At 52.5% G+C, this 23273-nt stretch carries 25 protein-coding genes, 1 tRNA gene and 1 pseudogene; 13 read left to right on the top strand and 14 right to left on the bottom strand.

Annotation, left to right across the window (positions count from 1 at the left end; all coding sequences use genetic code 11):
• Window positions 1-9: 9 nt before the first annotated feature.
• Entirely contained in the window at window positions 10-645 is a 636-nt protein-coding gene (locus QZ280_RS12130; protein ID WP_293444582.1) for a MarC family protein, read from the bottom strand.
• Window positions 645-2507: a ribosomal protection-like ABC-F family protein gene (gene abc-f, locus QZ280_RS12125; RefSeq protein WP_293444581.1), complete on the bottom strand. Its 1863-nt coding sequence runs from the start codon at window positions 2505-2507 to the stop codon at window positions 645-647. The genes QZ280_RS12130 and abc-f overlap by 1 nt, the downstream gene beginning before the upstream one ends.
• A 162-nt stretch (window positions 2508-2669) precedes the next feature.
• Between abc-f and ndk the strand changes: the two genes are divergently transcribed.
• Window positions 2670-3092: a nucleoside-diphosphate kinase gene (ndk, locus tag QZ280_RS12120; RefSeq protein ID WP_293444580.1), complete on the top strand. Its 423-nt coding sequence runs from the start codon at window positions 2670-2672 to the stop codon at window positions 3090-3092.
• 215 nt (window positions 3093-3307) lie between these two features.
• Here ndk and QZ280_RS16410 read toward each other — a convergent pair whose 3' ends face one another.
• Window positions 3308-3505, bottom strand: coding sequence for a TfoX/Sxy family DNA transformation protein (locus QZ280_RS16410; protein WP_365734644.1), 198 nt, complete (start codon window positions 3503-3505; stop codon window positions 3308-3310).
• Between the two features lie 716 nt (window positions 3506-4221).
• On the opposite strand from QZ280_RS16410, the gene QZ280_RS12110 reads away from it, so the two are divergent.
• Window positions 4222-6936: a ribonuclease E/G gene (locus tag QZ280_RS12110; RefSeq protein ID WP_293444579.1), complete on the top strand. Its 2715-nt coding sequence runs from the start codon at window positions 4222-4224 to the stop codon at window positions 6934-6936.
• A gap of 58 nt (window positions 6937-6994) precedes the next feature.
• Here the strand turns inward: QZ280_RS12110 and QZ280_RS12105 are convergent, their stop codons facing one another.
• A complete protein-coding gene (locus tag QZ280_RS12105; RefSeq protein WP_293444578.1) occupies window positions 6995-7228 on the bottom strand; it encodes a sulfurtransferase TusA family protein in 234 nt (77 codons plus the stop codon).
• 73 nt (window positions 7229-7301) lie between these two features.
• Between QZ280_RS12105 and QZ280_RS12100 the strand changes: the two genes are divergently transcribed.
• The 4 genes and pseudogenes from QZ280_RS12100 to QZ280_RS12090 form a co-directional block, all read left to right on the top strand.
• Window positions 7302-8054: a cytochrome c biogenesis protein CcdA gene (locus QZ280_RS12100; RefSeq protein ID WP_293444577.1), complete on the top strand. Its 753-nt coding sequence runs from the start codon at window positions 7302-7304 to the stop codon at window positions 8052-8054.
• 212 nt (window positions 8055-8266) lie between these two features.
• Window positions 8267-8545 carry a hypothetical protein gene (locus QZ280_RS16405; protein WP_365734641.1) on the top strand — a complete coding sequence of 93 codons (279 nt, stop codon included), beginning with the start codon at window positions 8267-8269 and terminating at the stop codon, window positions 8543-8545.
• A gap of 75 nt (window positions 8546-8620) precedes the next feature.
• Complete coding sequence (locus QZ280_RS16400; RefSeq protein ID WP_365734640.1) at window positions 8621-9007, top strand: hypothetical protein; 387 nt, start codon at window positions 8621-8623, stop codon at window positions 9005-9007.
• Window positions 9008-9117: 110 nt separating this feature from the next.
• Window positions 9118-10217, top strand: a pseudogene (locus QZ280_RS12090) (cytochrome P450); the annotation flags it as partial.
• Between the two features lie 7 nt (window positions 10218-10224).
• Here the strand turns inward: QZ280_RS12090 and QZ280_RS12085 are convergent.
• The 8 genes from QZ280_RS12085 to QZ280_RS12050 form a co-directional block, all read right to left on the bottom strand.
• A complete protein-coding gene (locus tag QZ280_RS12085) occupies window positions 10225-10443 on the bottom strand; it encodes a ribbon-helix-helix domain-containing protein (protein ID WP_293444576.1) in 219 nt (72 codons plus the stop codon).
• Between the two features lie 232 nt (window positions 10444-10675).
• The gene (locus QZ280_RS12080; RefSeq protein WP_293444575.1) at window positions 10676-10855 is read right to left on the bottom strand and encodes a DUF4169 family protein; all 180 of its coding nucleotides are present in this window, start codon (window positions 10853-10855) and stop codon (window positions 10676-10678) included.
• On the bottom strand, window positions 10856-12247 hold the full coding sequence (gene fumC / locus QZ280_RS12075) for a class II fumarate hydratase (RefSeq protein WP_293444574.1): 1392 nt from the start codon (window positions 12245-12247) through the stop codon (window positions 10856-10858). It lies immediately after the preceding gene.
• Between the two features lie 97 nt (window positions 12248-12344).
• Window positions 12345-12839 (bottom strand): ClpXP protease specificity-enhancing factor SspB, encoded by a 495-nt coding sequence (locus QZ280_RS12070; protein ID WP_293444573.1) that lies wholly within the window; start codon window positions 12837-12839, stop codon window positions 12345-12347.
• 62 nt (window positions 12840-12901) lie between these two features.
• Window positions 12902-13855 carry an ROK family protein gene (locus tag QZ280_RS12065; RefSeq protein WP_293444571.1) on the bottom strand — a complete coding sequence of 318 codons (954 nt, stop codon included), beginning with the start codon at window positions 13853-13855 and terminating at the stop codon, window positions 12902-12904.
• Between the two features lie 249 nt (window positions 13856-14104).
• Window positions 14105-15187, bottom strand: a complete 1083-nt coding sequence (locus QZ280_RS12060; RefSeq protein ID WP_293444569.1) for a methyltetrahydrofolate cobalamin methyltransferase — start codon at window positions 15185-15187, stop codon at window positions 14105-14107.
• A gap of 12 nt (window positions 15188-15199) precedes the next feature.
• Window positions 15200-16129 (bottom strand): methylenetetrahydrofolate reductase, encoded by a 930-nt coding sequence (locus QZ280_RS12055; RefSeq protein ID WP_293444567.1) that lies wholly within the window; start codon window positions 16127-16129, stop codon window positions 15200-15202.
• Between the two features lie 39 nt (window positions 16130-16168).
• Window positions 16169-16465 (bottom strand): virulence factor, encoded by a 297-nt coding sequence (locus QZ280_RS12050; protein ID WP_293444565.1) that lies wholly within the window; start codon window positions 16463-16465, stop codon window positions 16169-16171.
• A gap of 273 nt (window positions 16466-16738) precedes the next feature.
• Between QZ280_RS12050 and QZ280_RS12045 the strand changes: the two genes are divergently transcribed.
• The 3 genes from QZ280_RS12045 (at window position 16739) to QZ280_RS12035 (ending at window position 18907) form a co-directional block, all read left to right on the top strand.
• Window positions 16739-17851: a Ppx/GppA phosphatase family protein gene (locus QZ280_RS12045; protein ID WP_293444563.1), complete on the top strand. Its 1113-nt coding sequence runs from the start codon at window positions 16739-16741 to the stop codon at window positions 17849-17851.
• Window positions 17852-17916: 65 nt separating this feature from the next.
• Window positions 17917-18651, top strand: coding sequence for an RlmE family RNA methyltransferase (locus tag QZ280_RS12040; protein ID WP_293444561.1), 735 nt, complete (start codon window positions 17917-17919; stop codon window positions 18649-18651).
• Window positions 18652-18688: 37 nt separating this feature from the next.
• Window positions 18689-18907 (top strand): hypothetical protein, encoded by a 219-nt coding sequence (locus QZ280_RS12035; RefSeq protein ID WP_293444559.1) that lies wholly within the window; start codon window positions 18689-18691, stop codon window positions 18905-18907.
• 138 nt (window positions 18908-19045) lie between these two features.
• On the opposite strand, the gene QZ280_RS12030 is transcribed toward QZ280_RS12035, so the two are convergent.
• A tRNA-Ile gene (locus QZ280_RS12030) sits at window positions 19046-19122 on the bottom strand.
• Between the two features lie 108 nt (window positions 19123-19230).
• Here QZ280_RS12030 and purM point away from each other — a divergent pair.
• From purM to rnd, 3 genes are all read left to right on the top strand, one after another.
• Entirely contained in the window at window positions 19231-20283 is a 1053-nt protein-coding gene (gene purM / locus QZ280_RS12025) for a phosphoribosylformylglycinamidine cyclo-ligase (RefSeq protein ID WP_293444557.1), read from the top strand.
• On the top strand, window positions 20280-20852 hold the full coding sequence (gene purN / locus QZ280_RS12020; protein ID WP_293444555.1) for a phosphoribosylglycinamide formyltransferase: 573 nt from the start codon (window positions 20280-20282) through the stop codon (window positions 20850-20852). The genes purM and purN overlap by 4 nt, the downstream gene beginning before the upstream one ends.
• Before the next feature lie 90 nt (window positions 20853-20942).
• Window positions 20943-22100: a ribonuclease D gene (gene rnd / locus QZ280_RS12015; protein WP_293444553.1), complete on the top strand. Its 1158-nt coding sequence runs from the start codon at window positions 20943-20945 to the stop codon at window positions 22098-22100.
• Between the two features lie 15 nt (window positions 22101-22115).
• Here the strand turns inward: rnd and QZ280_RS12010 are convergent, their stop codons facing one another.
• Window positions 22116-22649 carry a hypothetical protein gene (locus QZ280_RS12010; RefSeq protein ID WP_293444551.1) on the bottom strand — a complete coding sequence of 178 codons (534 nt, stop codon included), beginning with the start codon at window positions 22647-22649 and terminating at the stop codon, window positions 22116-22118.
• Window positions 22650-22774: 125 nt separating this feature from the next.
• On the opposite strand from QZ280_RS12010, the gene QZ280_RS12005 reads away from it, so the two are divergent.
• Window positions 22775-23185: a SufE family protein gene (locus QZ280_RS12005; RefSeq protein WP_293444549.1), complete on the top strand. Its 411-nt coding sequence runs from the start codon at window positions 22775-22777 to the stop codon at window positions 23183-23185.
• The last annotated feature ends 88 nt before the right edge of the window (window positions 23186-23273 follow it).

Below are 23273 nucleotides of genomic sequence, written 5' to 3'. Positions count from 1 at the left end.
CCTTTTATTCTATGTAGGCTCTATCCCGAGCAGGCCAAAATCTTGCAAGCCATTTAGCATGAATTGCACAGCCAAAGCCGCCAAAAGCATGCCCAACAAGCGCGAAACGACGTTGATTCCTGTTTTGCCAAGCTGCCGCTCCAGCGGTGTCGCGGCTTCAAAGAAAATTAAGGTGAGGAGCAAGACCAAAACCATGACAGCCAGTGACAGGCCAAGGCCGCTTAAACCGGGGTGTGCGCCTGCTAGTAGGATCACCGTTGCTATTGATCCGGGGCCTGCAATTAAGGGAATGGCCAGCGGGAAGACCGACGGATCATCAAGGTCTTCGTCTTCCTCTGCTGTATCTTCACGCCGTTTCGCACGCCGTTGGAACAACATATCAAGCGCTGTAAGCAGCAACAAAATGCCGCCTGCAATCTTGAACGCCGCCATAGAAATCCCGATAGAGCCCAACAAAGCCTCGCCAAAAATGGCGAAAAGCGCTAATATTCCCGCTGAGATCAGTGTTGCGCGGATCGCAATGGCGCGCCTTTGTTTGACGCTCATTCCTTGGGTCAGAGCGACAAATAAAGGCGTCAGGCCTATAGGATCGATAATGACAAATAGCGTCACAAAAGAGGTTATGAAAAACGCGGTATCGATCATTAATTTTCCTCAGCATCCAGTTTCTCAAGCGCGGCCATCCACATGGCTTCTGCGCGGCCATGAGCTTCCATGACTTCCGCGTATTTCTTGTTCCATGTCTCCAACTCACCCTTGCGTGCATCTTCGTAAAGGACTGGATCAGCAAGTTTTTTCGCTAGTTTATCACGCATATCGTCGATCTTGGTCATGCGTTCTTCGCATTTACGTACATCGGTGCGCAGCGCTTTCATCTGATCTTGGGAGGGACGCTTCGCCTTTGGTTTTTCGTATTGCTTCGCGCCTTTGGCCTGTTTAGCGGGCTTGTCATTGCTCAAAAGCATCTTGCGGTAGGCTTGCAGGTCTTCTTCATAGACCGATACGTGCCCGTCCTTCACGAGCCACAACCGATCGGCGACCATCGACAGCAGATGCATATCATGGCTGACTAGAATGACAGCGCCGTTATATGCGGTCAAAGCGTCAACAAGCGCTTCGCGGGACTCGATATCAAGGTGGTTGGTCGGCTCGTCCAAAATCAGCAAATGAGGAGCAGGGAGCGTGGCGAGCAGCAGCGACAAACGCGCCTTTTGACCACCCGACAGGCGACCAACAGCCGTGTCGGCCTGATCTGCGCCAAGGCCAAAGCCTGCAAGCCGCGCGCGTAATTTTGCTTGGCCTTCCGTAGGACGCTCGCGCAAGAGGTGCTCTAGCGGGGTTTCGTCGACGTATAGTTCATCTACTTGATGCTGTGCAAAGAAGCCGATGCGCAGCTTATTAGAGGTCACCATAGAGCCACTTGCGATCTTGAGGCGATCTGAGAGCATTTTGGAAAGGGTCGATTTGCCCTCACCATTTCGACCAAGCAGCGCGATGCGGTCGTCTTGATCAATCCGCAGATTGAGGTCGCGCAGAATGATTGTTTTGCCGTAGCCGACAGAGGCCTTTTCAGTCGCGATAATCGGCGGCGACAGCTCTTCGGGTTTGGGGAAGGTAAATACAGTGCGCGCGACATCTTCGGGCGCACGAATGGTTTCCATTTTCTCCAGCGCTTTGACACGCGATTGCGCTTGCTTTGCTTTTGAAGCTTTGGCTTTAAATCGGTCCACAAATGCTTGTAAATGTTCGCGTTTTGCCTTTTGCTTCTTCGCAGAAGATGCCAGCAACGCACGCCTTTGTGCGCGCTGTTTGGCGAACATGTCGTAGGTGCCTGTGTAGTAGATCAGGCCCTTGTCTTCGAGATGCAGAATGCCACCAACAGACCGATTTAACAGCTCACGGTCGTGGCTGACGATCAAGACAGTATGTGGGTACTTAACAAGGTACGCCTCAAGCCAAAGCGCACCTTCAAGGTCGAGGTAGTTGGTTGGCTCGTCTAGCAGCAGCAGGTCAGGTTGGGAGAATAGAACCGCCGCTAACGCCACGCGCATCCTCCAGCCACCAGAAAAAGCAGAACAGGGTTGCAGCTGCTCATCATGTGTAAAGCCGAGACCCCTTAGGATTGTCGCGGCGCGTGCTTCTGCGGACCATGCATCGATATCCGTCAGGCGGGTTTGGATTTCAGAAATGCGGCTTGGATCAGTGGCGGTTTCCACTTCTGTTAAAAGCTCTTCGCGCTCTGTATCTGCGCGCAGGACGGTGTCGATAAGGGACACTTCGTTGCCTGGCACTTCTTGGCTGACACCACCAATTTTCCAACCCTGCGGCATGCTGACGTTGCCCGTATCAAGCACCATTTCTTTGCGAATGATCTTGAACAAAGTCGTTTTGCCTGAGCCATTGCGCCCCACGAGGCCAACCTTATGGCCTGTTGGAATAGTGACGGATGCGTTTTCGACCAAAGTGCGGCCCGCGACGGAATATGTGATGTCAGATATCTTAAGCATGGCGAGCCTCTAACAGAGGCAATGGCGCAGCGCTAGCGGTGATATTGCGCATGTTTCATATCGCGGCTTTTCAACTTGAGACCCCCATGCTAAGCGCGCGACAGAAATTACGAGGTGCTTATCGCATGGGGCGATGCACCGTTTAAATAAAGGAAGTCTCTCATGGCTCTGGAACGCACATTTTCGATCATCAAGCCTGATGCAACACGCCGGAACCTCACAGGCAAAATCGTTGCTAAATTCGAAGACGCAGGTCTGCGCGTTGTCGCATCCAAGCGCATCCAAATGACGCTTGCACAAGCGCAATCGTTTTACGGCGTACACTCTGAGCGTCCGTTTTTTGGAGAACTTTGCGATTTCATGATCTCCGAGCCTGTCGTTGTGCAAGTTCTGGAAGGCGAAGGCGCAATCGCGAAGAACCGCGAAGTTATGGGTGCAACAAACCCTGTGGACGCTGCAGCGGGAACAATCCGCGCTGAGTTCGCGGAGTCAGTTGGTGAAAACTCTGTACACGGTTCCGACGCGCCTGAGACAGCGGCAGAAGAAATAGCGTTCTTCTTCTCTGGCCTTGAATTGGTAGGCTAATAATTGTCGGGGACAACGTGGGGGCCAGACCCCCACACCCTCGGGATGTTTGTGGAAATCGGACGATGGGCGTTAGCGTGCTTTTTTAATGACGCCAATCGCATCTAGGGCTATTTCAAGATCGGAACAGCCTTTTTCTTTTGTACTTTGACTGCGTCTTTAAGTAGGTCGAAGGTCACGCGCAACGCGGCTTTTTCAGCGCCTTGGCAATCATTTCATGGACGCCCTTGCAGGCCCATTGCGAGCGCGTAAAAACTGATCAAACGAGGTTTGGTTTCTGCGCGAATGTGTCTGGCATAGCAGGATTCAGCGCCTAAGTCGCGGATCTGTTTTGCGCTTGTTAAACCTGCTTTTGCAAAGCTGATGTCACTTGCTGGCCCGAGATTGGGAATGCTGGATATGGGATCTGTCATGTCTCTTGTTCATCACATGGACGGTAGGTCAGATACTTGCAAAATCCGTAAATAGAACAGGTTTTTCCGGTTTTTCTCTAGGTTTGGCTGGAGGTGCGGTTTGGATGGTTTTTGTTGGCGGTTCGGGGAGGTGGCTAAGAAGGCCATTGGGTATCCTTTCATGTCGATTGCAAGTTTATAGAATTAGGCTTGGCAGGGGTTGTGGGCTGTGGTTTTCCGGAATTGGGACGTTTGTGAGGTATCTCACGATCATAGCTTCCTTAGTGGATAGCGCAATTTGCACGCTTTTACCCATTGCAGAGTGACCTGCTTAGACCCTATGTAGAGTTTACGGTCCGTGGTTGCCTCGCAAACATGGCCCGGGGAGTTCCGCTGCGTCCCACTTTGCATGAAGCAAAGTCGACTGGACGCAGACCGATACGGTCTTTTGATGATCTGGTTCAAATAGATATCAAACGACCTTACGACGCGCCGTTTCTTTGATTTGAAGAGCGGCATTTTAGCAGGCACGCCATTGGCAACGATGTGACGTGTCGGAGAAGAAACGCGATGAAGCGTGCGCAGGTTACGAGTTCGAGAGCAGGAGCCCCGCAAGGGCTCTGCCGCCGTGCGCGCACTATCGCCACAAATAGACGTCCCACACAGTGTACAAATGGACCGCCAGATCATGCATTTGATAGGGCCAATGTCAGCTGTGTTGGGCGCAATCGGATATCATGGCTAAGAAAATGCTTATCGATGCCACCCACGCGGAAGAAACCCGCGTTGTTGTGGTCGACGGAAACAAGGTTGAGGAATTTGACTTTGAATCCGAAAACAAACGCCAGCTTGCTGGCAACATCTATCTTGCAAAAGTAACACGGGTTGAGCCGTCGCTTCAGGCGGCTTTCGTAGATTATGGTGGGAATCGTCACGGTTTCCTTGCGTTTTCTGAGATCCATCCTGATTACTATCAGATCCCCGTTGCGGACCGTGAGGCCCTGATGGAGGAAGAGCGCGCCTATACTGAAAGCCAGCGTCAGCGTGACGAAGAGCAGGACAACCCCAAGCCGCGCCGTCGTCGCCGCTCCTCCGCGAAAGCCGCTGAGGCATCAAGTGATGATGCGGTTGTCAGCAAAGCGGTAGAAACGTTGGAAGACACTACGTCTGGTGATATCGCTGGCATGGAAACAATTGATCTGGGCGACGAGGCTGCGGAAGCGGTAGAGGCCGTGCCAAAGGGATCATCCCCAATAGATACGGTTGCAGAGACGCCCGTCGAAACATCTGTTGCGGATGAAGCAGTCGAGGAAATTACACAAGAGATAGACGCTGACGCGGAATTGCCAGCGGAAGAAGTGGCCGCTGCTGAAACAGATGATGATGAGGTCGAGGACGATCACGCGCGTAAAGCCAAGAAGGCGGCTCAGCGTGATGAAAACATTGAATCTGTTGCGGATGATGATGACGTTGAGGACATTCGTCCCACGCGCAAGGCGCGTCCACGTCGTTACAAGATTCAAGAAGTCGTAAAAGTTCGCCAAATTCTTTTGGTGCAAGTTGTTAAAGAAGAGCGCGGCAACAAAGGCGCGGCGCTAACGACCTACCTGTCTTTGGCAGGTCGTTACTGCGTTCTTATGCCAAACACAGCACGTGGTGGCGGCATCTCTCGTAAGATCACCAATGCCGTAGATCGTAAGAAAATCAGAGAGATCGCGAACGAAATTGAAGTACCTCAGGGCGCTGGGTTGATCGTACGCACCGCTGGTGCCAAACGCACCAAGACCGAGATCAAACGCGACTATGAATACCTACAACGCCTCTGGGAGCAAATTCGCGAACTGACTCTCAAATCCATCGCCCCCGCGAAGATTTATGAGGAAGGCGATCTGATCAAACGTTCGATCCGCGATCTTTACAATCGCGACATCGATGAAGTGTTTGTTGAGGGCGAGCGCGGATATCGCACGGCGAAAGACTTCATGAAGATGATTATGCCTTCGCACGCGAAAAACGTGAAGCTATATACAGAGCCAATGCCGTTGCTCGCGCGTTATCAGGTGGAAAGCTATCTGTCGGGCATGTTTAATCCTACCGTACAGTTGAAATCTGGCGGTTATATCGTGATCGACACCACCGAAGCTCTGGTTGCGGTTGACGTGAACTCTGGGCGTGCGACCAAAGAAGGCTCCATCGAGGACACAGCGACCAAGACCAACCTTGAAGCGGCCGAAGAAGTGGCGCGGCAATTGCGTCTGCGTGATCTTGCGGGCTTGATCGTTATCGACTTCATCGACATGGACGAGCGTAAGAACAACGCAGCCGTTGAAAAGCGCATGAAGGACAAGTTGAAGTCTGATCGCGCGCGTATTCAGGTCGGTCGCATTTCCGGCTTTGGCCTTATGGAAATGTCGCGCCAGCGTTTGCGCCCCGGTATGATCGAAGCGACGACCGCGCCTTGCCCATCGTGCCATGGTACAGGCTTGATCCGCTCTGATGGCAACATGGCGTTGAACATCCTGCGCCAGATCGAGGAAGAGGGCGTGCGCCGTCGTTCGCGCGAAGTGCTTGTGCGCTGTCCGGTTGCGATCTGTAACTACTTGATGAACCAAAAACGCGAGCATATCGCGCAGATCGAACTGCGGTATGGTTTGTCCGTACGCATCGAGGGTGACCCGCTTATGGTTAGCCCCGATTTTGCGCTTGAGAAGTTTAAGACTGCGACGCGCTCTGTACCAGAGCCGTCCGCGCATGTCGTCTCTGTTGATACATCCATCATGGATCAAGTCGATGAAGATGTGAGCGAAGCAGAGGAAGACGAAGCGCCTGCTGCAGTTGAAACCCAAGAGCATGATGGTGAAGACAAGCCCAAGAAGCGTCGTCGCCGTCGTCGTCGGGGTGGTAAGAAAAACAATTCTGGCGGTGCTGACGCGCAGCAGGATGAACAGGGCGAAGAGGGCGCGGTTGCGGCTGAAATCTCAGAAACTCCTGCAGAGGGTAATCCGAACGGTGACGCAGCACCTGCTAAAGCGGAAGACGCGCCAAATGCAGATGCTGAAGTAAGCGAGACGCCAAAGCGTGTCAGACGTTCGCGCAGTCGTGCAAAGCCAAAGGTCGAAGAGGTGGATGCGGTCGCTGAAACGAGTGAAGCAGATGTCGTAAGTGACGCACCAGCAGTGGCAGTTGAAGCAGAAGCAGTACCGGAAAAGCCAAAGCGCAAACCACGTGTACGCAAACCGAAGGTCGCTAAATCTGAAGAAGTTGCGGTCGACGCGGCACCAGTTGTTGTAGAAGACGCACCAGCGCCTGCACCGGAACCTGTGGTTAAAGCGGCACCTGAGCCTGCGCCAGAACCCACACCTGTACCAGAGCCGAAGAGCGAACCAGAAGTGCTCGCCTCTGTGGAGCCTGCCAAGCCAAAGCGGCGTGGTTGGTGGTCACTGGGTAAGTAACTCTGATCAAAGAAAAGTAGACAAACGCCGCGTCATTGAACGCGGCGTTTTTTGTTTGTTAACGGCCTTTGCGGATCACATAGATCTGCGCTGCGCCATCGTCACGCAGCTCGACCAGTTCATGTCCGGCCTCTACGCAAAAATGCGGCACGTCAACGATCGCTGCTGGATCATCAGCGAGTATCTCCAGCGTATCACCCGTGGCTAAGGGCTGCAAACGCTTGCGCGCTTTCAAAACAGGCAGCGGACACAAAAGCCCAATCGCATCAAGTTTGTGTTTCATTACGATCATCTAAGCGTGATTTTTCAACCTGTCCACGTCCTTGTGACTTTTCTTTCCGCGCACTCTCAGGCTAAGTGAATAAATGGCAGAAATTGACCTCATATCACTCGGCCTCGCGCCTGCAATGATCGTTGCCCTTTTGGCAGGCATCGTGTCTTTCCTCAGCCCCTGCGTGTTGCCCATTGTGCCGCCGTATCTGGCCTACATGAGCGGTATCAGCTTGCCCGAAATGCAAGGCACAAAAGCCGCGCACCGCCAAACAGGGATCGCTGCGATATTCTTTGTGATGGGGCTGTCGACGATCTTTTTATTGCTTGGCTTCACAGCCTCGATATTAGGTGCGTTTTTCTTGCAAAACCAATTGCTCTTCGGTCAAATCGCGGGCGTTGTCATCATCATTTTTGGGCTGCATTTTTTGGGCATTTTCCGAATAGGATTATTGAACCGTGAAGCGCGCCTTGATGCAGGAGATCGCGGTGGCAGTTCGTTTGGCGCATATGTTCTGGGTCTCGCCTTCGCATTTGGCTGGACACCCTGCATTGGCCCACAACTTGGGGCAATCCTGTCACTTGCCGCGTCAGAAGCGAACGTCGTGCGCGGCACCACCCTCCTTGGCATATACGCACTCGGCCTTGGTATCCCGTTTCTGCTGGCCGCGTTCTTCATTGATCGTGCGATGGGCGTGATGAGCCTGTTCAAACGCCACATGGGCCTGATCGAAAAGGTCTCTGGCGTGCTTTTGATCCTCGTCGGGTTCGCAATGATCACAGGGGCATTCTCTCTCTTCGCCTTCTGGTTATTGGAAACATTTCCCGTACTTGGTCTTATTGGCTAGGTCATACACTTGCCAAATCCGTGCGCTAGACAAAAGCTGTGCCAAGAGGGTTGAGCAGTATGAGTGAGTAAAATTCAGGTGAGCGCAAAACGGTATGCAAGCGGCGGGTTTTCTACATTCTGGGCTATGATCCGTTTCATCCGCGCCGCTACCGCGAACTCTACCGCAAAGAAAGCGCTGCCCGAGTCGTTATTTCAGGATATGAGATCGCGTTGAATCTAAAAGAGGGCAAAGGTCCCTATGGCTGGCACTTGAGCAGAGCGATTGATGACACAGAGGTCGAGAGCGAGATCCATGTGCTCTACTGGGTCAATATGGTCAAAGCCAGCATGAATATGGGGATTTTGCCGACGTATGGTGTCATGCTGCGCACAGCGTGGACCTACATCGGATCTTGGGTTTTGTGGCGGCTGATGCGTCTGCGAAAGGGGCCAGTGATTGCTGCTCTATATCCCGTTGGGTTCTTGGTTTTGCAGGCTGTGTTGGCGTGAATCACTGCTTTTGGTCTCGCAGAATTGGTGCTGATGTTTGTGCCGAATATGCTTGGCACTGTACTTGGGTGGGGAATGGGATCGATACTTGCCTACTGTATTCTTGATTTCTTTTGCCGCAAGAATAACAAGTTTTTCGCTTATTATCTCATGCATGACTACGCCTATTCCGCACGTACGAAAGGTGCGTGCGCGCCGGAGCTTGAGACGCGCATGGACGAGTTTGTGCACCGCATTAATGAGGCGCTACGCTCTGATGTGGATGAGGTCTTGGTCGTCGGCCATTCCTCGGGTGTGCATATCGGTGTTTCTGTGATTGCGGAACTTTTGCGGGCAGGGCGTTTGCCTGCGGATGGTCCAACTCTAAGCTTTCTGACGCTTGGCCAAGTGGTGCCCATGGTGCCCTTCTTGCGTGACGCATGGCGGTTGCGTGCAGATCTGACTTATCTGTCCCAGCAGTAAACTCCGTTCTGGGTTGATGTCACGGCGCCCGGTGATGGCTGCGCGTTCGTGCTCTGTAATCCGGTCAGCGTGAGTGGGATCACACTACCTGAAAAGCTGCAAGCGCTTGTATTTTAGGCAGCTTTCTGACCAATGGCGAGACATAGAAGCGCCAGCGCCGGATTATTAATTCCTCCTTTGAAGGTGGCCGTCTACGTGAGACATTCTCCGCAATTTGGGACGCCTCCGATGCGGCAGTCGCGCGTTTGGCAGAGGTTCAAGGCGGTGCGGTCGAGATAGAGGAACACACAAACAAGGCGGCGGCCGATGTGTTCTTTCGCACTTTGTTTTCGATCCCCATTGAGCATGAAACCGCCAGTGAGGTCTTTCACGAGTTCCGCACATATAGGCGCACACAGCCGATCCTAAACATTGTGGGGTTCATTCCGATGCCTCGATGGTTCCCTAGATCTTTTCGCAGCGATACGCGTAAAGCTGCTGCCAAAATTTGCTGCTTGATCACCAAATTGACCAGTGAGCGCATGGTAGGGATCGACGCTGGCGCAGCGCCTGACGATTTGACCAAGCAAGATCATGACAACCGCTGATCCTGTGACTGGCGAAACCTTCATGACCGAAAAAATGGTCGATCAGGTCGCAATTTTCTTTCTACCGGGGCATGAAACCAGCGCTTCCGCTTTGGCGTGGTCGTTATATATAATGGCGCATTTCCTTGATTAGTAGGACAAAGTTGCGGCAGAGGCGAAAGCAGGCCTCGTCAATGATTTCAATGTGGTGGCCAAGCTACATATCAGTCGCATGTGTTTCGCGAAGCGCTGCGCTTTTACTCGCCAGTGCCAATGATGGTACGCCAAAACACTTGTCCTGAAAGTTTCGTAAACGTGAAGTGAAAGCGGGTAGTCAGATTGTGCTTAGCCCGTGGCACTTGCATCGTCACGTAAGCATGTAGGAGAATCCTGATGGCGTTGATTCCGCACGCTGGGGCACCGAAAATGGCAAAACCTGTACGCGCGATTCCTATTTGCCGTTTTCTGTGGGACCGCGCGTGTGTACAGGGGCGGTGTTTGCGATGATCGAGGTAGTGTTGATCCTGTCGATGATCTTGCAGAAATACCGTGTAAGTTTGACGAATAGGAACGCGCCAGAGCCTGTCGCGCATCTGACAGTGCGCTCTAAAAATGGGGTTTTTCTACGCCTGGACTCGCTCTAAATATGAACTAGCGGCGGCGAGATTGTTCCAGTACGAACAAACGAATTGCAGAAGCCAGTCCACAATCGGTGCCGCGAATTGCATCAATTTCAGCGGCTAAGTCATTTATGGCGCGGTTTTTATCCTGTGCGATGTCACGAAAAGCATCCCAAAATGAATCTTCTAAAGACACCGACGTGCGATGTCCTTTCAAAGTGAGACTGCGTTTTTGGGGACGTTGCATCATTGCTCCGGTAAAAATCCGATTTGAGTGCCTGTTTGCGCAGCACTTTGGTGCGCATTTAGAGCGCGCGCCAGTGTTTCAGTGTAACGCTTCAAATAGCGCCGTGCTATACGAATAGCGATAACCTGAGATTTTGGAATGTCTTTGTTTTTTTCTGTTTGGCGCATCTTTAACTCTCGTCATCGCTAGATTCGAAACGGTTATGCCAAAGAAATGCGGCGATAATCTGATTTTACTATAATTTGTCGCGTTCGAGCCCATTCAACGAACGTTTAGAGAGCGTATTTTTCGCTTTTTCCAGCTCCTGCTGCGCTTTGCTCAATCCGTGCAGCGCAGCATTTTGGTCTGCGCGGGCTTTATCTTCAGCCCGCGCTTTTTGTTTGCGAAACCGGTTAAGATTGACCGGCGTGTTCATCTATTTAGGACCGATCATGTTTTCGGGGCGCACAACCGCGTCAAAAGTTTCCTCGTCTACGAAACCAAGCGCAATCGCTTCTTCTTTCAGTGTTGTGCCGTTCTTATGCGCGGTCTTAGCGACCTTCGTGGCGTTGTCATAGCCAATCTTCGGCGCGAGGGCGGTGACCAACATCAGGCTCTCTTTCATCAGCTTTTCGATGCGCGGCTCATTGGCTTGCGTACCGTTGAGCATACGTTCAGTGAAGCTTGCGGTTGCGTCACCCAGAAGTTGCATGGATTGCAATAGGTTATAGCTCATCATCGGGTTGTAGACGTTCAGTTCAAAGTGACCTTGAGAACCTGCAAATTTAATCGCAGCATCATTGCCCATCACATGTGCGGCCACTTGTGTCAGGGCTTCGGCCTGTGTCGGGTTCACTTTGCCCGGCATAATGCTTGAACCCGGTTCGTTTTCAGGCAGGATCAATTCGCCAAGGCCAGAGCGCGGACCAGAGCCAAGAAGGCGCATATCGGACGCAATTTTGTAGCAAGATCCCGCAACCGTCGCCAAAGCACCAGAAGTGAAGACCATTGCGTCATGTGCGGCGAGAGCTTCGAATTTATTTGGCGCGGTCACGAAGGGCAGGCCTGTGATCTCGGCCATATTGGCGGCGACTGTTTCGCTCCAGCCCTGTTTGGTATTCAAACCTGTGCCGACGGCAGTGCCACCTTGGGCAAGCTCGTAAATGCCAGCCATTGTCAGCTCTACACGCGAAATACCTTGGCGGATCTGATGAGCATAACCAGAAAATTCCTGACCGAGCGTCAAAGGCGTCGCATCTTGCGTGTGTGTGCGGCCGATTTTGATGATACCTTTGAATTCTTCCGCTTTTGCTTCCAAGCCAGCTAGCAATTGCTGCAAGCCCGGCATCAGCGTGTCACGTACCATCATGGCAGCGGCGATATGCATCGCTGTCGGGAACGTATCGTTGGAGGATTGGCCCATGTTGCAGTGGTCATTCGGGTGTACGGGGTCTTTTGATCCGATCACACCACCCAAGATTTCAATCGCGCGATTGGCAATGACTTCGTTGGAATTCATGTTGGATTGCGTGCCGGACCCAGTCTGCCATACGACCAATGGGAAGTTGTCGTCGAACTTACCGTCGATCACTTCGCCAGCCGCTTCGATAATCGTGTCTGCTAGTTTTGGGTCCAGATCGCCCGAGGCCTTGTTTGCCATCGCACAGGCTTTTTTAACCACGCCCAGCGCGCGCACTATCGCAACAGGCTGCTGTTCCCAACCAATTGGGAAATTCATCAAAGAGCGCTGTGTTTGTGCGCCCCAATACTTATCCGTTGGAACTTCTAAAGGGCCAAAGCTGTCGGTTTCTGTGCGGGTCGTGGACATGGGACGCTCCTGAGGTGTGGGGTCTGGTATACAATTGCATGCCGTTTAAGCCAAAAAGCTATGCACGTGCAAATAAAGAAAGGTAAAAACGAGCGGCTTATTTGCGAAACGCATCCAAAGACACAATCTCTGCGTCCTTCTGAGGGGCATCTTCTTCATCGACAAGCGTGATCTCAGCATTTTCGGTTTCGGGAGCCTCTTGGTCAACAGAATGCAGCGCTGGTTCGTCTTCATCGTCCTCGTTCGTCTCAAAACGCAGGCCGAATTCGACGGAGGGATCAACAAAAGTGCGAAATGCGTCAAAAGGGATATTCAGCAGCTCTGGCGCATCACCAAAATTTAATGTGATCGAAAAGCCGTCGTCGCGAATATCGAGATTGTCGAACCAATGCTGTACCACGACGGTCATTTCCGTCGGGTAGCGTTCGCGCAACCAATCGGCGATTTGCACGTCAGGATGGGTGGTATCAAACGTGATAAAGAAGTGATGTTCGCCGGGCAGTCCGTGGTTTTTCACATCGAGCAGAACCGTTTTGATCAGTCCACGCATCGCCGTGTGCATGAGATTTCCATAATCAATCGAATCTGTCATGAGAGCTCCCAGCTTTACCTAGCGAGAAGCATAGGCAAATTATACGCAAACCAAAAGGGCTGTTAGCACGGGCCGATACACTCTTGTGCGTAAGAGGCCGCCCCGATGAGCGCTGCATAGTCATCCTGCACCACATGGATCGCAAATTGCGACATAAAGTCCGAAAAGCGTCCCTTGTCTGCAAAGCAAGTCTGAAAGCCGTGTTGCGCCATATAAGGAAGCAAAGCACGAGCTACGCCACCGACCAAGAATATGCCACCCGTCGGCAAATGCGTCAGCGCCATGTCGCCAGAAAAATGGCCCAGTGCGCGGATCAAAAGACCTGTGGCGACATCGGCGTCTTGATCGCCGGTGCCGCAAAGCGCCATGATCTTGGAAGCCGCAAGTTCTTGATCCGTTAAATGACGATAGGCCCGCTCTAAGCCGCGACCTGACATGATATCTTCTGCGGCCACATGGCCAAGACGTGCTTCAAGATCACGCTCAAAGGCGCTTAGAGCTTCGTCGCGCGCTGAAAAGCTGATGTGACCCGCTTCTGCGGCAGGAACATATGTGTGGCTTGCAATACGGTGCACAGGAGCGACGTTCAGGCCTGTGCCAATACCGATCATCAGGCACGGCGCGTAAGTGGCACCAGTTTCACCTGTCTGCACGCGGGTTAGCGCATCGGGTGACAGGAAGGGCAGAGCATGGCCTTGCGCTTGCAAATCGTTTAGCAAAAAAGCATCCGCGCCGCCCGTGGCCTTGCACGCAGAGGCGGTATCAATCGCCCAATCAAGGTTTGTCAAACGACCAGCGCCGTTTTCAACAGGACCCGCCAGAGCAAGACTGACGGCATCAGGCTTCGCGCCTTGCGCTGTCACGTAGTGCCGTAAAATATACTCTAAATTCTTGGATTTCGCATTTTCATAGCGTGTCACGGTCTCCGCGCGCAGCACCGTGCCATCCAGCAACGCCACGCGTGTGTTCGTTCCACCTATGTCTGCGGCAAGGGTTAAAAGGGTATTTGTGCTCATAGGATGCTCAATACGCGTTTGCGCTAACAACGCAAGGCGTGTTGCAACGCTTAATAAGAGGCTTTGGGCGTGCGTACGAGCGTGTCAAAATCCACCTGTTCTGCACCAAGACGTTTTTCATAGCCCAAAGCCCACTCATATTGTTCGCGCAGCTTTCACTTCAAAAATCATATTGAGCCAACTGCGTGGCGAAAAATAAAGGGTGCTGGTTTTCATACCAACACCCAATCACTCAAGCTTAACAGCTGATTAAGCCTTGCGGCGACGTCCACCTGTGCGACCTGCGCGCCCGCGACCTTCTTGACCAGCTTTTGGTGCCACCTTGTTGGATTTGATCCATTCCCCACCACCCTCATCATTGTTTGTAAGGAAGTTTGCCGCGCGAATGGCTTCCATCTCCTTGCCTGCACGTGGTTTGGTCGATCCAAATCCAAATAGCTTACAGATCGTCTCATCGTCCATGTACGCAGGCAGAATCACACCGGAGGATTCGATCTCAGCACGCTTCTCAGCCATCTTTTTAGGACCAACTGGGATGGCCACAGGGTTCATAATTGCCGAAGTCATGCCAGCGCCCATCGCCATCGGTAGGAACGCATTGTTAATGCCGTGACGGTTGGGTAAGCCGAAAGAAATGTTGGATGCGCCACAGGTCGTGTTCACACCCAACTCTTCGCGCAAGCGCCGCACCAGTGTGAACACCTGCAAACCAGCTGTGCCCATCGCACCAATCGGCATCACCAGTGGATCGACTACGATGTCATGCGCAGGAATGCCGAAATCAGCTGCGCGTTCGACAATTTTTTTAGCAACCGCGAAGCGCACATCGGGGTCTTCTGAAATGCCTGTGTCATCGTTGGAGATTGCAACAACTGGCACATTGTATTTCTTCACTAATGGCAAAACCATCTCAAGACGCTCTTCTTCGCCCGTCACGGAGTTGAGCAAGGGGCGACCCTCTGCTGCGGCCAAACCCTGCTCCAATGCACCGGGAACCGAACTGTCGATGCACAAAGGGCAGTCTGTGACCGCTTGCACGACTTCGATCAGCTGACGCATCAATTTGGGTTCCACAAAGTTGTTGTCCGCATATCGTGGGTCTTCCGCCATTTTGCCCGAGAATACCGCGCCGGAATTGATGTCGAGAATGTTCGCGCCCGCCGCAACTTGCGCAATCGCGTCAGCTTCCACGCGCGAGAAATCATCGCGCTCCAACTCTACATTTAGGATCTTGCGACCTGTTGGGTTAATCCGCTCGCCGATCACGCAAAAGGGCTGGTCAAAGCCCATGATGGCTGTTTTGGTTTTGGATTCAATTACTGTAAGCGTCATATTGCTCGATCCTTAGAAAGCGTTTGCGGGACGGCCAGAAGCGCCGCCGTGCTCAATTGCCCAATTGGCGTTGGTCTTGATGCCGCCAAGGGGAAAGAAGTGTACTTTTTCGATGTTGGAATCGGGGTTCGCGGCTTTGTGCGCGGCCAGTTGGGCCAAAACTTCAGTTGGTTCATAGGGCAAAAGCAGCTTCGTCACATCCATTGCTCGTTTTTGCAAAACCTTCAAAGAGGGTCCTACACCGCAAGCAATCGCGAATTTGATCAAGGTTTGCAATTTCGCTGGACCCGCAATGCCTATGTGAATCGGGATATCAATGCCTGCTGCTTTTATCGCATCGGCCCAATCAATGAGTGGACCTGTTTCAAAAGCGAACTGCGTGGCTAAAGCCATTTGCGCATCCGTGCGCTCGTCGAAAGATTGCTTCCAGTGCAGGGCTTCCATCACATTTGCATCTGAGCCGCTAGGGTCGATATCTTTGTTGCCCTCAGGGTGACCCGCGATGTGCAAGCGTTTGAAACCTGCCTTATCGAATTGGCCCGTCTCCAAAAGCTGCATTGAGCTGTGAAAGTCGCCATGAGGCGTGCCGATGCCACCTGCAAGCAAGAGCGCTTGATGCACATCGGCTTCAGCTTGATAGCGGGCGATCCAATCCGCGAGGGTCGCTTCGTCTTTGATTATGCGCGCGGGAAAGTGCGGCATGACATCGTAACCCTCAGACTTAATGCGTGCGGCGGTTGCGACCATATCTTCAATCGGCGTGCCTTCGATATGGGCGATGTAGACGCGTGTGCCCTTGGGCAGATAGGCGCGGAAATCATCGACCTTTTCAGCCGTGCGCGGCATCACCTCTATGGAGTAGCCTTGCAGGAACGCTTCAACTTCGGCGCTATTGCCCAGATCTACGCGGGCCACCTTTTTCATAAAATTCAACAAGGCCATGATTGTCTCTCCCAAACCCATCAAATTAGTCGCTGGCGCTTACGCCCAGCCATCCTTAGCGATCAGCGCTTTTAAGCAATCGTTGTCATACTCTGCCTCAAGGCGCAGTGCTTCCGCTTCTACGATTGCGTCCGGCTCACCTTCCATGGGATAGGGCGCGGCTTTGCGCCACTCCGCCAGATAAGCGTCTGCATCTTTGGCATTCACTTTCATCGCAGCACGATCAATCGCTTGCTCGAACCGCTCCTCAAGTTGGCGCTTGGATCCACGACGGCCTTTGCCAACAATCACTTGAGCGGGAATGTCGCGCCAAAACACAACTACTACATCTGGCATTGCTGATTCCTTACGTCTTTAAGTTCTTAATCCCTCGTACTGCACAGCGCGGGTGCGTCAGGGTTTGATATCGACAAAACGTCGCACCGCAGCGACGCTTGTCAATAAGTTGAGTTTAGCCGCAGCGCAGCATCACTTGCTAGTATGATTCAGGTTGCGCGCGGCTCAAAATTCTCATGGACTTTATGAAACAGCGCGCGTGCACAAGCCTCTTGCGAGGATCAAAAAGCGGGCGTAGGCTAGGGGCAACACGAAACATCGGAGGGCGTAAGTATGACGCCCAAGCGTCCCAAAGGTGCGGGCGCATTCCTGAAAACGGTCGAGAGCCCCGCGCCGAAACCGCCCGATTCACGTGCGCTTTATGCAGCGCTGGATTTGGGTACGAACAGTTGTCGCATGTTGATCGCCCAACCGAAGGGCAGTCAATTTCATGTGGTTGATAGCTTTTCCAAGTCCGTCCAATTAGGGGCAGGGTTGGAGAGTACCGGCAAGCTGAGCAGTGCGTCTATGTCGCGCACGATCCAGGCTTTGAGAATTTGTCAGCAAAAACTGAAACACCACAAAGTGAAACACATGCGTCTTGTGGCGACAGAAGCCTGTCGCCGCGCGAGAAATGGTGCAGGCTTTATGCGCCAAATCACCCGTGAAACGGGTCTTACTCTGGATATAATTAAGCCTGAGGAAGAGGCGCGTTTAGCGGTGATTTCCTGTGCGCCTTTGGTGTCGACCAAGACAGAACAACTGCTTGTTGTGGATATAGGCGGTGGTTCGACCGAGTTGGTTTGGATCGATCTAAGCGCGGTGCCAAAGCCCGAACGCCCCAAAGCGATCATGCGCCTGCACGCCGGATTTCACACGCAAGATAGCCCTTTTGCGGCGGCCAAAGTGGTGGATTGGATTTCCGTGCCATTAGGGGTCGCGACCTTGCGTGACCATTTCGATGATGTGGAAGATGATGCCGCGCGCTTTGCGTTGATGAGCTGGTATTTTGAAGAGAATCTCTCGGAGTTTGCGCCTTACAAAGACGAGCAAACCCGCGAAGGTTTTCAAATCGTTGGAACATCTGGCACTGTAACTACAGTTGCGGCCTCACATCTAGGGCTTAAGCGCTATGATCGGAATAAGGTTGATGGGCTGCGTATGACGTCCGATCAAATCGACAAAGTGATCCGGATGTATCTGAACCTTGGCCCTGCAGGGCGTCGCAGGGATCCACGCATTGGACATGATCGCCAAGCTTTGATCATGTCGGGTGCCGCGATCTTGCAGGCGCTTTTGCGGTGCTGGCCGACGGATCAACTCTCTGTGGCTGATAGAGGGCTGCGCGAAGGTTTACTCTACGCTCAAATGAGCGCAGATGGTGTTTTGGAAGACGGCATGTATTAAAGGGTGGGATTGTTCTCGAAAAATAGAACCAGCGCCTTTTGCAAGTGTTCAGAAAGATAAGTGGCATGGCAAAGACTCCTACGGGCAAAAACAATTCAGGCCGCGGCCAACGTGATTTAACCGTGAAAGTTAAATCCGCGCGCGGGAGACGCATGTCCTCAACGCTTTGGTTGCAGCGCCAACTCAATGACCCTTACGTCAAACGCGCGCAGGCGGAAGGTTATCGTGGCCGCGCCGCATTCAAAATCATGGAACTTGATGACAAATACCGCTTTCTAGTGCCCGGCGCGCGCGTGGTTGACCTTGGCTGCGCGCCAGGCGGCTGGTGTCAGGTAGCTGTACCGCGCATTAACGCGCTTGGTGATCGCCGTGGCAAATCGGTGGGCACATTGCTTGGCATTGACATTCAAGAGGTGGAAACCATGGCTGGCGCTGAGTTTCATGTCTTGGATTTCCTTGATGAAGGCGCCGACGACAAAGTGAAAGAGTGGCTTGGCGGTAAGGCAGATGTTGTCATGTCCGACATGGCCGCGTCGTCCTCTGGGCACAAACAAACCGATCACCTTCGAATCATGCATTTGTGCGAAACCGCTGCTTACTTTGCGTTTGATGTCCTCGCGGAGGGTGGCACGTTCGTTGCGAAAGTTCTTGCGGGCGGCGCGGAGGGCGATTTGCAAAAATTGCTAAAGCAGAACTTCACTAAGGTTGCGCATATGAAACCGCCAAGCTCGCGCTCGGATAGCTCTGAGAAATTTGTTGTCGCGACTGGTTTTAAGGGACGTGGTAATGAAGATGTTTAACGCCTTAACAGGCTTGGCGCTGATCCCTGTATAAGCAATGGCCCAAGAAAAATTCGGAACGGAATTGTGCGAAGCTGCTGAAACTAATCGCACGATTGAAGTGGTCTACGACAAAGATGCTTCAAAAGGCTGCGCGCCGCGCTTGATCGACATGCATCAGGTCGCTTTTGGCAACAATGGCAGTCTTTACATGCACGGCTGGCAATTTCGCTGCTGCACCAAAGGGCGTGAATTTGAAGCCAAGCTATTTTTTTAAATTCGAGAAGATCAAATCAGTTGAGTTAATCGACGGCACGTTCGCTGAAAAATCCCAGGCTGCCAAGGACGCGGGCTGGAATGGCTGCATCGGATCCAATTTCTTCATCAAAGAAAATATCTGCGAATAGGGCGAATCTGGTAGGCCCGGCAGGACTTGAACCTGCAACCAACGCGTTATGAGCACGCTGCTCTAACCAATTGAGCTACAGGCCCTACCTTGACCTTTGCTTAGCACACGGCGCAGGCGCGTCAAGCGTGCTGATTGCAACGCCGCGTATGATAATGTAGGCGATGCGCAAAGCTAACATCTCGGAGATTTCCATGAGCGAGCAAAACCCCAAAACCGGCATTACATATGCAGATGCAGGCGTGGATATCGACGCTGGCAACGCATTGGTCGAGCGGATCAAACCCGCCGCTAAGCGCACCAATCGCAGTGGTGTTATGTCAGGGCTTGGTGGCTTTGGTGCACTCTTTGATCTTAAAGGGGCAGGGTTTAATGACCCGATCCTTGTGGGTGCCACCGACGGTGTTGGCACTAAACTGCGCATTGCGATTGATACAGGAAATGTTGACGGTGTTGGCATTGATCTTGTCGCCATGTGCGTCAATGATCTTGTCTGCCAAGGCGCGGAGCCTTTGTTTTTCCTTGATTATTTCGCAACAGGACATCTGAAAACAGACACAGCCGCCCGCATCATTGAAGGCATCGCAGAGGGCTGCGTGCGCTCCAATTGTGCGCTGATTGGTGGGGAAACTGCTGAAATGCCAGGAATGTATCCTGATGGCGATTTCGATCTTGCAGGTTTCTCTGTTGGCGCGATGGAGCGTGGTAGTGAAATGCCAGCTGATGTGCAGGTTGGAGATGTCTTGCTTGGCCTTGCCTCTGCCGGCGTGCACTCCAACGGCTATTCGCTTGTGCGCAAACTCGTTGAGATATCTGGCCTCGCGTGGGGTGACGACTGTCCCTTCGCAGATGGTACGCTTGGCGAGGTGCTGTTGACGCCTACAAGGCTTTACGTAAAGCAGGCGCTTGCGGCGGTCCGTGCGGGTGGTGTGCATGCTTTGGCGCATATCACCGGCGGTGGTTTGACAGAAAACATCCCGCGAGTACTGCCAGATTGTTATGGTGTCGAGATTGACCTCAACGCATGGGAATTACCACCTGTTTTCAGTTGGATGGCGCAGACAGGCGATATCGCAGAAGCCGAAATGCTCAAGACATTTAACTGCGGGCTGGGCATGGTCCTTAGCGTCGCCGCTGATCGCGCTGACGCGCTGACAGAGCTGTTGCAGGCCGAGGGTGAAAACGTCGCGCGCCTTGGTTATGTTACTGACACGGGCGAAGTACGCTACACAGGATCCCTGCTTTGAAACCACGCGTTGCGGTGCTAATATCTGGTGGTGGATCCAACATGGTGAAGCTTCTGGAAAGCATGGATAGTAACCATCCGGCAGAACCAGTTCTGGTGCTGGCCAATTCCGATAGCGCAGGTGGTCTAGCAAAAGCGCAAGCGCTCGGCACGCAAAGCGATTTCGTCGATCACAGGCTATACGGCGAAAATCGTGCAGCGTTCGAATATGCATTGATTGCCAAGCTTGATGCAGCACAGGCCGATCTCATTTGTCTCGCAGGATTCATGCGCGTGCTGACCTCGCACTTCATTGATCGCTATGACGGACGTATGTTGAACATTCACCCGTCTTTATTGCCTAAATATAAAGGTTTGCACACTCATGCCCGCGCATTGGAAGCGGGGGATACAGAAGCTGGCTGCACTGTGCATGAGGTCACAGCCAAACTGGACGATGGCCCTATCATAGAGCAAGCACGCGTGCCTATTTTGAGCAATGACACGCCAGATAGGCTTGCGGCGCGTGTCTTGATCGAAGAACACCGCATTTATCCATTGGCTTTACGACGATTTTCTGAAGCTTTGTAAACCATACTAGAGCCGCCCTGACGAAAGCCTTTATTTTGTTATGCATTTCGCGTAGGCCTGCCTCAACTTAACTTGGACGATCGAAAACGCATGCTGACAATCACTACAACCGAAGCCCTTGCCGAATTCTGCGAAGCGGCCAAAAAACACCCCTATGTGACGGTTGATACAGAGTTTTTGCGCGAACGGACTTATTATTCCAAACTCTGTCTTGTGCAATTGGCGATGCCAGGAACCGATGACAGTAATTGTTGTTTGGTAGACCCCTTGGTGGAGGGCATCTCGCTCGAGCCGCTTTATGATTTGTTCCGCGACACATCCGTGGTGAAAGTATTTCACGCAGCGCGTCAGGATATTGAGATTTTCCAAGTTGATGCAGGAGTGATTCCAACGCCCTTGTTTGACACGCAAGTGGCGTCGATGGTGTGTGGGTTTGGCGAACAAGTGGGTTACGAAACCCTCGTGCGCAAGATTGCCAAGCAAGAGATTGATAAATCCTCGCGCTTCACAGATTGGTCGCGCCGTCCTCTAAGCGATGCGCAGGCGAATTACGCATTGGCGGATGTCACGCATTTGCGCCAAGTCTATGATTTCTTGGCTAAAAAACTAAAGAATCAAGGGCGGTCTCATTGGGTAGATGAGGAAATGGAGATTCTCAACAATCCGGACACGTACATTACACTGCCTGAAAACGCGTGGAAGCGTGTTAAGATCCGCAACAACGGGTCAAGGTTCCTTGCGATCGTGCGTGAATTGGCGCGGTTTCGCGAAGACTATGCGCAGACCAAGAATGTGCCGCGCAGCCGCGTGTATAAAGATGATGCGTTGGTTGAACTGGCCTCTACAAAACCCAAAGATCACGGTGACTTAGGGCGTTCTCGCCTTTTGCTGCGCGAGGCGCGTCGTGGTGATATAGCTGAAGGCATCTTGAAAGCTGTGAAAACCGGTTTGGCTTGCCCTGAAAGTGATCTTCCAAAAGTGGATTACAAAAACGAGCGTTTGCAAGTGAACCCTGCCTTGGCAGATCTTTTGCGCGTGTTGCTGAAGGCCAAAACAGCCTCGGCTGGTGTTGCGTCCAAATTGGTCGCGCCGACGTCAGAACTCGATGCTATCGCAGCGGGTGAGCGGGATGTGACGGCACTGACTGGCTGGCGGTTTGAGATTTTTGGCGAAGATGCGCTAAAGCTGTGCAATGGTAAAATTGCGCTGGCTGCCAAAGGGAATGACGTGATCTTGGTGCCAGTCTAAGCGACAGGTTTTACATTAACGACGTCGCGTACTGCGCTGATTTTGTGCGCCTATCACGATAATCTTGCGTGCGCTTTTCAGCTCTTGATTGCTGATGTAGCGCGCTGCGTTGATCTGACGGGCCGCTTCGCTGCCACCACGGATAGCACTCTTAGAACGTACTGCCTTCAAAGTGTAGCTGAGTACACCATCGACGGGCATGCCGTCATTGTCTTGCTGCAAACGCACGTCATAATAGCCGATACCGTCAGACACACCCACGACGTGGACAATCGCACCACCCGGTTTGCGTTCAATACGCAAGCTCTTGATCTGAGCGACGGGCGTTCCTTGATAATCAACTTTCTTACGCGTAAGGGCTTTCTGTTTCGGGATCAACGGGTTAACGATGCCATCGGCACTTATCGCTTCGCTGCGTGATTGACCAAACCAATTGCCGGGATTGACCCAGCTGTCAGAAAGACCACCGCCGCCACCGCAACCAGTCAAAATCAAGGCGCTCCACAAAAGCAGTGGGCGCGCTGTCGAACGTGCAGATGGTAGTGTCATGTGGTGCCTCGTCTTTACTTTTGTCTGAGATATCGCATCCGTGCGGACTTGAAAAGCGGCAACACAAGACTGGACGTTTGCACATTTGCTGATTACCTCAAGTGCAACACGAGAGGGGAAGCATCATGGCAAGCGCTGCGTTTGAAGAAATCGTTGAAGATTTTGAATTTCTGGAAGATTGGGAGGAGCGGTATCGCCATGTGATTGAGCAGGGCAAAGCCATGGAACCTTTGGATGCTGCGTTGAAAGTGGACGCAACAAAGGTTAATGGCTGTGCAAGTCAGGTTTGGTTGCATCCTAAGATAGAGGGTGGGGTTTTCCGGTTTGACGGTGAAAGTGATGCGATGATAGTCAACGGATTGATTGGTGTTTTGCGGATTCTTTACAACGACTTACCTGTCACACAGGTGCTCAGTGTGGATGCTAAAGGTGAGCTGGGCCGCTTAGGCCTCAACGATCACTTGTCTGCGCAACGCTCTAACGGATTGGCAGCGATGATCACGCGCATTCGCGAAACGGCTGCAAAGGCCGTTTAACCCCCTAGTTTGAACGAGTTGGTGGTCAGTGCGTCTGGCCATCCGATGTAGGCTCGATCAAAAAAACCAGCGCGCAAATCAAAACAAT

The sequence above is a fragment of the Planktotalea sp. genome (assembly GCF_018607995.1).
Classification (GTDB): Bacteria; Pseudomonadota; Alphaproteobacteria; order Rhodobacterales; family Rhodobacteraceae; genus Planktotalea.
Note: the sequence above shows the minus strand (reverse complement) of the source record. Positions and strands in the feature narration are given on the sequence as shown.

Coding starts and splice junctions, on each gene's coding strand:
- QZ280_RS12130 (WP_293444582.1), bottom strand. CDS start 645: ATGATCGATACCGCGTTTTTCATAACCTCTTTTGTGACGCTATTTGTC.
- abc-f (WP_293444581.1), bottom strand. CDS start 2,507: ATGCTTAAGATATCTGACATCACATATTCCGTCGCGGGCCGCACTTTG.
- ndk (WP_293444580.1), top strand. CDS start 2,670: ATGGCTCTGGAACGCACATTTTCGATCATCAAGCCTGATGCAACACGC.
- QZ280_RS16410 (WP_365734644.1), bottom strand. CDS start 3,505: ATGACAGATCCCATATCCAGCATTCCCAATCTCGGGCCAGCAAGTGAC.
- QZ280_RS12110 (WP_293444579.1), top strand. CDS start 4,222: ATGGCTAAGAAAATGCTTATCGATGCCACCCACGCGGAAGAAACCCGC.
- QZ280_RS12105 (WP_293444578.1), bottom strand. CDS start 7,228: ATGATCGTAATGAAACACAAACTTGATGCGATTGGGCTTTTGTGTCCG.
- QZ280_RS12100 (WP_293444577.1), top strand. CDS start 7,302: ATGGCAGAAATTGACCTCATATCACTCGGCCTCGCGCCTGCAATGATC.
- QZ280_RS16400 (WP_365734640.1), top strand. CDS start 8,621: ATGGGATCGATACTTGCCTACTGTATTCTTGATTTCTTTTGCCGCAAG.
- QZ280_RS12085 (WP_293444576.1), bottom strand. CDS start 10,443: ATGATGCAACGTCCCCAAAAACGCAGTCTCACTTTGAAAGGACATCGC.
- QZ280_RS12080 (WP_293444575.1), bottom strand. CDS start 10,855: ATGAACACGCCGGTCAATCTTAACCGGTTTCGCAAACAAAAAGCGCGG.
- fumC (WP_293444574.1), bottom strand. CDS start 12,247: ATGTCCACGACCCGCACAGAAACCGACAGCTTTGGCCCTTTAGAAGTT.
- QZ280_RS12070 (WP_293444573.1), bottom strand. CDS start 12,839: ATGACAGATTCGATTGATTATGGAAATCTCATGCACACGGCGATGCGT.
- QZ280_RS12065 (WP_293444571.1), bottom strand. CDS start 13,855: ATGAGCACAAATACCCTTTTAACCCTTGCCGCAGACATAGGTGGAACG.
- QZ280_RS12060 (WP_293444569.1), bottom strand. CDS start 15,187: ATGACGCTTACAGTAATTGAATCCAAAACCAAAACAGCCATCATGGGC.
- QZ280_RS12055 (WP_293444567.1), bottom strand. CDS start 16,129: ATGGCCTTGTTGAATTTTATGAAAAAGGTGGCCCGCGTAGATCTGGGC.
- QZ280_RS12050 (WP_293444565.1), bottom strand. CDS start 16,465: ATGCCAGATGTAGTAGTTGTGTTTTGGCGCGACATTCCCGCTCAAGTG.
- QZ280_RS12045 (WP_293444563.1), top strand. CDS start 16,739: ATGACGCCCAAGCGTCCCAAAGGTGCGGGCGCATTCCTGAAAACGGTC.
- QZ280_RS12040 (WP_293444561.1), top strand. CDS start 17,917: ATGGCAAAGACTCCTACGGGCAAAAACAATTCAGGCCGCGGCCAACGT.
- QZ280_RS12035 (WP_293444559.1), top strand. CDS start 18,689: ATGGCCCAAGAAAAATTCGGAACGGAATTGTGCGAAGCTGCTGAAACT.
- purM (WP_293444557.1), top strand. CDS start 19,231: ATGAGCGAGCAAAACCCCAAAACCGGCATTACATATGCAGATGCAGGC.
- rnd (WP_293444553.1), top strand. CDS start 20,943: ATGCTGACAATCACTACAACCGAAGCCCTTGCCGAATTCTGCGAAGCG.
- QZ280_RS12010 (WP_293444551.1), bottom strand. CDS start 22,649: ATGACACTACCATCTGCACGTTCGACAGCGCGCCCACTGCTTTTGTGG.
- QZ280_RS12005 (WP_293444549.1), top strand. CDS start 22,775: ATGGCAAGCGCTGCGTTTGAAGAAATCGTTGAAGATTTTGAATTTCTG.